The organism is Caballeronia sp., from assembly GCF_049581465.1.
Classification (GTDB): Bacteria; Pseudomonadota; Gammaproteobacteria; order Burkholderiales; family Burkholderiaceae; genus Caballeronia.
In genome coordinates this window covers 1-10,777 of the sequence record NZ_JBAUSA010001118.1, presented here as the reverse complement: position 1 = coordinate 10,777, position 10,777 = coordinate 1, and the positions used below count along the sequence as shown (strand labels likewise).

At 58.0% G+C, this 10,777-nt stretch carries 9 protein-coding genes and 1 pseudogene; 3 read left to right on the top strand and 7 right to left on the bottom strand.

Annotated elements, in window-relative coordinates:
* From WCA53_RS27315 to WCA53_RS27300, 4 genes and pseudogenes are all read right to left on the bottom strand, one after another.
* Positions 1-1,016: ABC transporter substrate-binding protein (locus WCA53_RS27315; RefSeq protein WP_423918102.1), on the bottom strand; the 1,016-nt coding region annotated here is incomplete at its 3' end.
* A gap of 137 nt (positions 1,017-1,153) precedes the next feature.
* Positions 1,154-1,888 (bottom strand): annotated as a pseudogene (locus WCA53_RS27310) (ABC transporter ATP-binding protein).
* Positions 1,885-2,673 carry an ABC transporter ATP-binding protein gene (locus WCA53_RS27305; RefSeq protein ID WP_423918099.1) on the bottom strand — a complete coding sequence of 263 codons (789 nt, stop codon included), beginning with the start codon at positions 2,671-2,673 and terminating at the stop codon, positions 1,885-1,887. The pseudogene WCA53_RS27310 and the gene WCA53_RS27305 overlap by 4 nt, the downstream one beginning before the upstream one ends.
* Entirely contained in the window at positions 2,670-4,592 is a 1,923-nt protein-coding gene (locus WCA53_RS27300; RefSeq protein ID WP_423918096.1) for an ABC transporter permease, read from the bottom strand. Before WCA53_RS27300 ends, WCA53_RS27305 begins: the two co-directional genes overlap by 4 nt.
* Before the next feature lie 612 nt (positions 4,593-5,204).
* Between WCA53_RS27300 and WCA53_RS27295 the strand changes: the two genes are divergently transcribed.
* From WCA53_RS27295 to WCA53_RS27285, 3 genes are all read left to right on the top strand, one after another.
* The gene (locus WCA53_RS27295) at positions 5,205-5,954 is read left to right on the top strand and encodes an SDR family oxidoreductase (RefSeq protein WP_423918093.1); all 750 of its coding nucleotides are present in this window, start codon (positions 5,205-5,207) and stop codon (positions 5,952-5,954) included.
* Positions 5,955-5,983: 29 nt separating this feature from the next.
* Positions 5,984-6,391, top strand: coding sequence for a nuclear transport factor 2 family protein (locus WCA53_RS27290; RefSeq protein WP_423918088.1), 408 nt, complete (start codon positions 5,984-5,986; stop codon positions 6,389-6,391).
* Positions 6,392-6,757: 366 nt separating this feature from the next.
* Positions 6,758-7,522 (top strand): hypothetical protein, encoded by a 765-nt coding sequence (locus WCA53_RS27285; protein ID WP_423918084.1) that lies wholly within the window; start codon positions 6,758-6,760, stop codon positions 7,520-7,522.
* Between the two features lie 258 nt (positions 7,523-7,780).
* Here WCA53_RS27285 and WCA53_RS27280 read toward each other — a convergent pair whose 3' ends face one another.
* The 3 genes from WCA53_RS27280 to WCA53_RS27270 all read right to left on the bottom strand — a co-directional run.
* Entirely contained in the window at positions 7,781-8,497 is a 717-nt protein-coding gene (locus WCA53_RS27280) for a DUF2145 domain-containing protein (protein ID WP_423918081.1), read from the bottom strand.
* A gap of 128 nt (positions 8,498-8,625) precedes the next feature.
* Positions 8,626-9,126, bottom strand: a complete 501-nt coding sequence (locus tag WCA53_RS27275) for a hypothetical protein (protein ID WP_423918078.1) — start codon at positions 9,124-9,126, stop codon at positions 8,626-8,628.
* A 478-nt stretch (positions 9,127-9,604) separates the two neighbouring features.
* Positions 9,605-10,777, bottom strand: a 1,173-nt coding sequence (locus tag WCA53_RS27270; RefSeq protein WP_423918073.1) for a type VI secretion IcmF C-terminal domain-containing protein, incomplete at its 5' end; no start/stop codon positions are given.

Here is a 10,777-nt window from a genome sequence, read left to right as displayed (position 1 = left end):
GCCGCAAGCTTGTCCGGATCAGTCGACTTCGCTTTCTTCAATCCGTCCGCCACCGACATCAGCGCAGAATATCCAACCACCGACCCGAGTCGCGGATAGTCGTGATATTTCGACTCGTACGCAGCGACAAACTTCCGGTTCGCAGGGGTATCGATCGAATACCACGGATAACCTGTGACAATCCACCCCGTAGGCGCTTCGGCACCCAGCGGATCAAGGTAATCCGGTTCGCCAGTCAGCAACGACACAACCGCGCGGTCCTTGAACAAGCCGCGTGTGTTGCCCTCACGAACGAACTTGCCAAGGTCAGCCGCGAACTCGACGTTGAAGATGGCGTCGGGTTTTGCGTCGGCAAGCGCCTGCGTGACCGCGCCAGCATCGATTTTGCCAAGCGGCGTCGCCTGGTCGGCAACGAACTCGACGTCAGGTTGCGCCGCCGTCAACAAGCGCTTGAAAGTAGCAACGGCGGACTGGCCGTACTCGTAGTTCGGATATACGACGGCCCAGCGTTTCTTGTTGAGCTTAACCGCTTCGGGCACAAGCATCGCTACCTGCATGTAGGTGGAAGGACGCAGGCGATACGTATACTTGTTGCCGTCCTGCCAGACGATCTTGTCGGTGAGCGGCTCGGCGGCGAGGAAAAATACCTTGCGCTGCTTCGCGTAGTCGGCAAGTGCGAGACCCGTATTCGAAAGGAAGCCGCCAAACAGCAACGACACCTGTTCGCGCGTCATCAATTCCTGCGCGACGCGGATCGTGTCGCCCGGATTGCCATTGTCGTCGCGCGAAATCACTTCAAGCATCTTGCCGTCGATACCGCCCGCCGCGTTGACTTCATCAAGCGCCAGGTTCCAGCCATTCTTGTACGGCCCGAGAAACGCAGGCTGGGCCTTGTAGCTGTTGATCTCGCCAATCTTGATGGTGTCGGCGGCAGCGCTTGCCGACACGACTGCGGCCGCTAGCGGCGTCAACATGAAAACCGCACAACGCAACAACGAACCCGCACGCGTGGTCATAGATTTCTCTCCGAATTAGATTGGCTAGCGATTGCCTAGGAGTCGCTTAGCGAGTTGCTTGAGGTTGCTTAAGATTGCTTTTGCTTGTATCAGGAACGGGGAAGCGTAAAGCAAATCTGGCCCCGGGGCAAAGCAGATCAGACGCTCAGGTACGCGCGCCGCACCGCTTCATCGCGAGCGAGTTCTTCTATCGGGCCGCTAAAACGAATCTGTCGTTTCTACAGTACATACGCCCGGTCGCTGACCAGTTCGGCGAAATGCATGTTTTGCTCGGAGAGCAGGATCGACAAGCCCTCGCGCTTCAGTTCGAGAATCATGTTGGCCATCTGCTCCACAATAATCGGCGCCACGCCTTCCGACGGTTCATCGAGCAAGACCAGGATCGGATTGCCCATCAGCGTGCGCGACACAGTCAGCATCTGCTGCTCGCCGCCGCTCATCTGGCTACCGCGACGGTTCGGCATTTCGCCGAGATTCGGAAACAGCCGGAACAGCTTTTCGGGCGTCCAGCTAGGCGCGTTGTCGCGTGGCGGCCGACGCCCGGTGTCAAGATTTTCCATCACCGATAGATCGCCAAACACGCGCCGGTCTTCCGGCACGAACCCCATCCCAAGGCGCGCAATCTTGTAAGGCGGCAACCTCGCGATGTCATGGCCGCAGAAACTAATTGAGCCACGACGCGCGGGCAGCAAGCCCATGAGCGCTTTCATCGTCGTCGATTTGCCGGCGCCGTTTCGTCCCATGAGGGCAACGACTTCGCCGCGTCCGACTTCGAGTTCGACGTCGTAAAGAATTTGCGCGCGACCGTAGAACGCGTTCAAGCCCGAGACCTTTAGCAAGGATGGTTCATCGGCGACCGCGTTCATTGTCATTGCGAAACTCCATCGGCGGCTAGCGGCGCGCGCGGCGTGAATGTCTTGCCCGTGCCGAAATACACCTCGCGCACGTGCGGGTCATTGCGCACGGACTCGGCGTCCCCCTCGGCGATCAACTTGCCGCGCGCCAGTACGAGCAGCTTGTCGGCGTAGGCGAACACCACGTCCATGCTGTGCTCGGTGAACAGCACGCCGAGCTTGTGGTCGATGACGAGTCGCTTGGTCAATGCCATCAGGTCGTGGCGTTCCTTGGGCGCCATGCCCGCCGTGGGTTCGTCCATCAGGAGAAGTTGCGGCTTGTTGGCGAGGGCGATGGCGAGTTCCACACGCTTGACGTCGCCATAGGCGAGCACACCGCATGCGCGTCGCGCATGTGCCGCCATGCCGACCTGTTCGAGCAATGCAATGGCTTCGTCAGCGTGGATGGATGATGTCGGCTTCCACAAGTTGAACAACTGCCGGTCGCGCGACATCAACGCCATCTGCACGTTTTCGACGACGGTCATCGAGTTGAAAGTCGCAGCGATCTGGAAAGTCCGGCCCACGCCCAGACGCCAGATATCGCGTGGGCGCTTGCCGGCGATCTCATTGCCGTTCAAAAGAATGGACCCTGCTGTTGGCTTTAGCTGGCCGTTGAGCATGTTAAAGCAGGTCGATTTTCCCGCTCCGTTCGGCCCAATGAGTGCCAGCAATTGGCCTGCTGCGAGGTCGAAGGAGACGTCGTCCACGGCCTTGACGCCGCCAAAGGACTTCTCAAGCTTTGAGACCCGAAGGAGCGTCACGAAGCCTCCTCGACCGGCTTGCCGGCGACGCTTGCGTCCGCCTTCCCGTCTCGTCCGAACTTATCACGCACGAATCCCACGATGCCTTGCGGGAACGCAATCACCAGGAACAGGATCGCGGCGCCTAGCAGCGCCTGCCAATAGTCGGTCTGGCGCGCGACCGTGTCTTCAAGCCACGTGAACACCGCAGCGCCCACGATAGGACCCGCGAGCGTTTGCAAGCCGCCGAGCAGGACCATCACGAGGCCGTCCACCGAGCGCCCAACACTAATCACCTCCGGCGATATCGTTCCCTTGGAAAACGCATACAGCGATCCGGCGAGTCCGCAGAACAGCGACGCGATCACGAAGCCCACCCACTGGATCCGTTTCACATCGATACCGATAGCCTCGGCGCGTAATGTCGAATCCCGCGACGCTCGCATCGCGTAGCCAAGCGGCGAGAACAGCATGCGACGCAACAGCCCTACTCCCGCGACGGAGAACACCACCGTGACGTAGTAGTAAGCCACCGGCGAGCTTAGCCAGTTTGAAGGCCACAACCCGAGAATGCCGTTACTGCCACCGGTGACGGCGTCCCACTGGAATACGACCGACCATACGATTTGCGCAAACGCTAGCGTCAGCATCGCGAGATAGACGCCGGAAAGGCGCACGCAAAACCAGCCGAATACGATCGCGCCTAAGCCGGCAAGCAACGGGCCGAGGACCAGCGCGGCTTCCATTGGCAGGTTAATTACCTTGAGAAATAGCGCTGCCCCGTAGGCTCCCAGTCCGAAATACGCCGCATGACCGAACGAGTGCATCCCACCCGGACCCATGATGAAATGCAGGCTCGTCGCAAACAGGACGGCGATCATAATCTCCACCAGCAGGATCGGCATGTAGGGGAACACGCCGGAGAACGCGGGTGCAATCACGAGCGCGGCGAGCACGATGCCCGCGAAAATCTTCAGTCGCCTCTCGGCGGGACGCAAGGGTGTTTCGGCGACCGCCATGGAACGGACGACGGTCTGCGCTCGGCCGAGCAAGCCCCACGGCCGCATCACCAGGACAACGGCCATCAGCACGAACTCAGCGACTAGCGTGAATTTGCTTAGCGAAAACACGACGCCGAATACGGTTACATCGCCGATACCGATGCACAGCGCCTTGATCTCCGCGATCAGCAGCGCAGCGACGAACGCGCCTGGAATCGAACCCATGCCGCCGACCACGACCACGACAAACGCATTGCCAATGGTATCGAGGTCGAGCGAAAGATTGGCCGACATTCGCGGCACCTGCAACGCGCCGCCGAGTCCTGCGAGAAACGCGCCGACGAAAAAAACGCCGGTGAAGAGCCAGGCCTGATTGATTCCGAGCGCGCCGAGCATCTCGCGGTCGCCCGTGGCGGCACGCACCAAAGTGCCCCAACGGGTGCGCGTAAGTGCGTACCAAAGCATCGCGAGCACCAGGGGGCCGATGACGATCAGCGCGATGTTATAGGTGGGCAATGGATGACCCAGTACGGTGATGGCGCCTGATAATAGCGGTGCCCGCGGTCCAAACAAGTCTTCCGGTCCCCATATGTAGAGCGCGGCGTCGCGGAAGATCAGCACGAGCGCGAAGGTCGCGAGCAAGTGAAACAACTCGGGCGCCTGATAGATGCGCCGAAGAACAAGCACTTCCACGAGTGCCCCCAGCGCCGCGACGACCAGGGCCGCCGACAGCATAGAAAGCCAGAAGCCGGCCACTGTCGATCCGAACCGGCTCGCCATGCTATAGGCCACGTACACGCCCAGCATGTAGAACGAGCCATGGGCAAAGTTGACGATCCGCGTGACGCCAAAGATGAGCGACAAGCCCGACGCGACCAGGAACAACGCGCTCGCTTCGGCAAGTCCGTTGATGAGTTGCACAGCCAGATTTGAAAACATCGGCGCCTCGGTAGATCGAATTCAGCTGCCAGGGTGATCAGGACGGTTTGTATGTAACGCCCTGCTCGCAGGAAGGTTCCTGGATGTTGCGTAGTCGTAGTAAATCCATGGTCACACGCTGATCGCTAACTCGGTGCGCCGGTCCCGGTATGGGTCCCACGCGCTAAGAATAAGTCGAAGACGAGAACCGTGGCTTTGCGGTGCCGCAAGCGCGTTATTGCCATTATTGCGCCGCGAGCACGTTATTAAGCAGCGGCTGCGGACTGGGATTTTAGGTCTGTTTGCCGGGTTTGTGGGAAACAACCCGAACGCAGACAATATTCTTCCGCTTTTCTCGCTGGATTCAAACGCCGCATCCCTAGACGCCGATCCAGTCAAGCCGCATGTTTGGAAGACTCACTTGCCTTGACAAGCATTCGATCGCGATAGCACCGATTCGACCCATCGATTGTTCGGAATTTCACTAAAAAACTATTCAGTTCAATTTTCTTGACTGGCAACTTTGCATCGAACAATATTGAACTTATCGGTTCAGAACAGGCGACGTCGATGCTCGGCGCAGCTTCTGGGCTCTTCTAACGACGTTACTGACCACATTCAAAAGGCGTATTTATGAAACTCAGCGGGAACACCATTTTCATCACTGGCGGCGGTTCTGGCATTGGACGCGGACTGGCTGAAGCGCTGCATAAGCTTGGCAACCAGGTCATTATTTCTGGCCGCAGGAAAGGTCATCTGGAGGCAACCACGAAAGCAAACCCAGGCATGCAGTCTGTCGAGCTCAATGTGGAAGACCCGGCGAGCATCGCTGCCGTCGCGCAGAAACTGATTGCCGACTACCCCGCGCTCAATGTGCTGATCAACAACGCGGGCATCATGCAAATCGACAATGCCGCCGGCGTGATTGAGGAAGACCTGTTGACGTCGACGGTCACGACCAACCTGCTGGGGCCGATCCGCATGACATCGGCACTGATCGAGCATTTTAAAAAGCAGGAGTCCGCTGCGGTCATCAATGTATCGTCGGTGCTCGGATTCGTGCCGCTCGCCATGTCTGCCGTGTATTCATCGACAAAGGCCGCGCTCCATTCCTATACGTTGTCGCTGCGCTATACGCTCGGTGGCAGTTCGGTGAAGGTGCTTGAAATCGCGCCGCCGTGGGTTCAGACCGACCTCCTGAACAGCAACGAAGAGCCACGGGCGATGCCGCTTGCGCCGTTCATTGCAGAAGCGATCAAGGTGCTGGGTACAGATAGCGACGAAGTCGTGGTCGAGCAGGCAGTGATGCTTCGCAATAATCCCGGCCCCGGCGAAGGTACGTTCGTTAAACAGTTCAATGACATGATGACGCAACCGCAGTGATTGACCGTGCTTCACTTCAGGAGAAGGACATGACCCAATCGACCGAAGCAAGAAACAAGGCGCTGGTGCTCGAAGCATTCGAGTCGGCATTCAACCGGCGCGAGTCTAGTGCATGGGAGAAGTACTGGTCTCCGGACTATATCCAGCACAGCGCGCACATTGCGCCCGGGCGCGATGGCTTGCGCAACCTGATCGAATCCCTTCCCGCTGAGCTCAAGTATGAACCGGGCATCGCGTTGGCCGAGGGCGACCTGGTGATCGTGCATGGGCGCTTCTCCGGCTTCCAAAAGACGGCTTGGATTACGGCGGACATCGTGCGTATCGCCGATGGCGTCCTCGCCGAACATTGGGATGTGATTCAGGACGAAGCGACGCGAGAGTCATCGAAGAGCGGCTTGCCCATGTTTGGCGACAAGTTCGGCGAAATAGGGGGTTGAGGGGCATCGGCGGTTGATCTTGAGCGGTTTTGGGTCTGAACCGGTGCCTGGGACTAATTACTCCGCCTTACCTTGGAGCTGTAAGCACGTTGAACATGCGCTTCTTAAACGTGCGCAAAATAGAAGGCGATTGTCAGGTTCAGTCGCTGCGATCTACTGTTTTGAGCAGTGTTTAAAGGGTTGCACGGTCCGCGTGTAAGTCGTGCGTAATAACAGTCGAAGCTCGTCGCGTGCGCGGTGTTTAACGAGGCTCTCTTACTCGACTATCTAAACCCCTGATCAAACGCCAAGTGTCGGCTTATATCGACGGATGGACGTGCGAGGTTCGTCGATAACGTGGTCGGACTCATAACAAAAGAGGAAAACATGTCGACCGCAGCATTGACGGGAACCACCAACGCGACCCAACCTACCGAAGTGCATCGGATGCATTCGCATAAAGGCGGCGGCGGGAAGGACAAGGCGTCGTCGACGTCGTCATCGGATTCGAGCAACAGCGGTAATTCACTCGCTGATGCGCTGGCGCAAACGCTCGCACAACTTGGACTTGTATCGGCCACGAGTACAACGAGCGCGACGGCGACAACGGCTACGACGGGCACGACCGCCGCGTCGAGCACGTCTGCTGGCACTAGCAGCACGGCCTCTACGACCGACGCGTCTTCGACCAGTCTTGCCGCAATGTTGCAGCAGTTCGTTGGCGCATTGTTTCAGTCGGTTTCGGGGCAACAGGGATCGACCACCGACGCAAGTACAACCGGAACGAGCGCAATCAGCGGCACGACTGCGGCCGCAAGCACGTCCGCCAGTTCCCAAGTCGCTCAGCTCCCGCCGCCTCCGCCACAAGGCAATCAATATGGCGATCTGAGTTCGTCGTTGGCAGCACTCGCCAATTCGCTAAGCGGTAGTTCTACGGGTTCGACAAGTACGAGCGGATCAAGCCAGTTGTCCACCGACTTCCAGAACCTGGTGTCATCGTTAGGCGGGTCTTCGTCGAGTGGGACGTCAAGCGGATCGACATCGACCGCATCGAATGTAACGCTGCAACAGTTCTTGCAAACCCTCAGCTCCAACCTCCAGCAAAACGGCTCGTCGAGCTTGAACGGGATGTTTGTTAATACGAAGGTTTAAAGCGGTTGCTGGGAAGGTGAAGGGCGAATCGGTTGATTCGCCCTTGGTGGGGATGTGGGGGGTGGGTTAGGTGGTGGTCTTCCACCGCCGGAATTTCCAGACGCTACGCGAGAGCGTTGCCACTCACGCTCTCGGGGACAACAAATATCGACGACCGACATGTCCTTGCCCGGCGACACACCTGTCGTGGGCTTCCAGCAGCCAATGCATCACTCTCCGACGCGGACGCAACTATGTCGACGTTTGTAATTTAAGAGCCTATTTCCCAAACGCAGCTGCTTGCCTTAACTCGTCCCGCGGCGATGGAATCGCCACGATCTGCCAGCCCTCGTTACGCCGAGAGAGGAATTCGATGATCGAGTCAACCGTTACGGTTTGAATGCGGTCTGAGTAGCGCAGCTCCGACGGATGGTCGTCGAACGCAACGTTGGCCTTGAACATGCGACCACCGAGACGTTTAAATGCACCAATGTGCATTTCCGATGGCTGATACCCTGCGAGCTTAAGCCACGCCTGCGCCTGTTCACGAGTATCAATCCTGGCATCTTTCGCTTCGACCGCCGCGAGCGTCTCCAGCACCCAATCGTTCGAATTCTGATAGCGGGTGGAAAATGGATACCCGACCATACTATAGTGACTATCGTGTACGGAACGCAGAGCGCCAGCATTCCGAAAACTCTGCAACAGCTTCTCGGCGATTTCCCGGGGCGGGACAATGACAACAGAGTCAAAGCTAAAGAGGTCGTCGAGGAAAAAATTGCCTACGCCCTGATACCACAGGTCTGACTCGGCCGTTCCGCACGCGTTAAGCAGGTGGACGATGCGCCAAGGCACATCGGGATCTTCGCGATAGATAAAACCGACGTGGCTGTACTTGAGGTTATAACCAGAGAGGTCCTGTCCAACACGCCCTAGCAACGCGACCTGAACCTGCCGCTTGTCTAGTTCTGCCGTCACGTTCAGCGCTGTGCGCATCGCGCTGCTAACCGTCGTGGGCGCTAGCGACGCGTCGTTGCAGTTCTGCCCTGCAGACGCAAGCAGCGGAGAGAACAGCACAACTACGAGGCCCGCGATCCATAACCGCTTGATAATCGATCGCGGCTTCATTGCAGACTGGCTCCGGGAACTTGCTCATTGTAAAGAAGCGCTTCGCCGACTGTGTTTGGAATGAAGGCAAGCAGCTTTCCTGAAGCAATCAGAAGCGTGCCTGTTGATTCGGCCACAACCTGCACTGTGGTGCCGACCGAAACGCCTACCTTCTCGAAGGCCGATCGCCCGAGCTTTATTGACACCTTACCCGTTCCACTCGACGCATCGAGAATGACTTCGACGGTATCCTTCGCGCCCTGGGCTATCCCTGAAACAACCAGAACGCTTCCCATGCCCGCGAGGCCCGAGCCAACTAGAGGTTTGCCACCTACGCTCCCAGCGACCGCTACGGATGGAGCGGCAAGGATGGACATTGTTCCGACCGACACCTTGTCCGACCCGCCCATGTTTCCCATTGACTGTGCATAGGCGGAAGTGATCACAAGAGATGACAGTACAACTACACTAAGTGCTGATGTCTTGCTAAGCAAACGCTTGATCGTCGTCAATTTCATACTTCCCATGTTGGACAATTAAAAAAACACCTGCTGACAATCATTGCACCGCGGCGTTGCATTGACCGGTGCAGTGTTTGCTGTGCCCTGCTCCCTCTACTTCTCTGTGATTTTCAGGGAAGCGTAGCCGTCCCTTAACCCCTTCGTCCAGACCGCAAGCGTCACAATTTATCAGATGTCCTACATACCAAGATTGAAAGACAAATTATTACTTCGACATTGGTCTTGTTCAATACTGTCTCAATCAGTTCGCGGGACCTAAACAACGGAGTAACAGAAGATCGGTCTTTCCGGAGCGCGAGGGCGCAGAAACGCCCATTAGCGATTGATCTCGTTATTCACATCAATTATCTGAAAAGCATATTGCAGATTTTTCCGTGCATAGGTCCCGAATTCCGCGTGCCTCGATCAGGGCACTCTTAACGCTGCCTCCATGAGCAGATGATCCCGCAGTTTCTGGGCTGTGGCCTGACGAAGACTAACGCGTCCCCACCCAGTCATCCATCACCGGCGCGGCCTTGACACTCGGTTTAACCGGTGGCGGCTCGCGGCGTTCCGGCGCGTAATCGACCGTTTCCGCAACGCTCTCCACGCGGGGTGCGGTCACTGCCGGCTCGGCTTGCACTCGCACTGCCGGCAATGCTGAGGGTAAGCCAACGGGCGGCCCGCTGTCCGGCAGGTTGAACGTCGGCATCGAACTCGGACACTGAAACGATTTCAGCACATTGCTGGTGAGCGGATTTGCCACGCTACCCGTGCTGACCACATCGAGGATCGCTTTGCGTCCATCGAAGTCGAACTCAGCGCGTGTGCGTCCTGGCGTTGCCGTTTCGATTAGCCGCCCCTTCTTTAACAGCCGCATCAATGCCCACGGACCGTCCGTGGACAGTGTCGATGTATCCGGCCGAATGCGCGGGTTTGCCGTGATTTCGGCATGCGCACCGCCACGCCGACCCGGCCACGTCACCGCGAACGGCCGGTCTGGGCCGTGCTGGTATTGCTCGCTTTGACCATCGATATCAAGCACGAGGCCAGTGATCGTCGGATCGAGTTCGGGTATCTTGATCTCGGCCTTCCAGGCAAGCTTCTTTTGACCCGCATCGGTGAAGAACACATCGCGGATCGCCTTCGCCCGTTCGAAGGGTTCCAGGTTCGGTCCTTGTACCGGCTCAGTTGCACCGGGCAAAGTCTTATAGCGCCAAGGTCTCGCTGCGGTGTCGACGAACGGCGCAAGCGTCTTGACGAAGAAATCGTCGATTACCCCGCCCTGTGCAAACACCCGAGTGAAGTCATCGATGCTCACATCCTGCTTGCTGTCAGGCGCGAATGGATAGTTGCCATCGACGGTAAGCCGACACGCATCGCCGATAGTCACCACCATCTGACGCGACAACAGTTGCCCAATTCCCTGGTTGACCTCTTGCGAGCCTTGGACCGCCAGACTTCGCAGGATCTCGCGAAACGGCGCGGGCAGCGTATCGGCTGTCAATTTGAGCTTCACCGCGGCATCGCTCGCGGGCGGCATGCTGTTGTTCGTCAGGGCATTGTCTGCCACAGTCAATACCGTGTAGTAATCGTTCAGCTGGCTCGTCAGGGCGTCTAGCTGCGGTGCGCCAGTCGGCCCGGCGGATTGGCCGATCGCCTGGGTCTC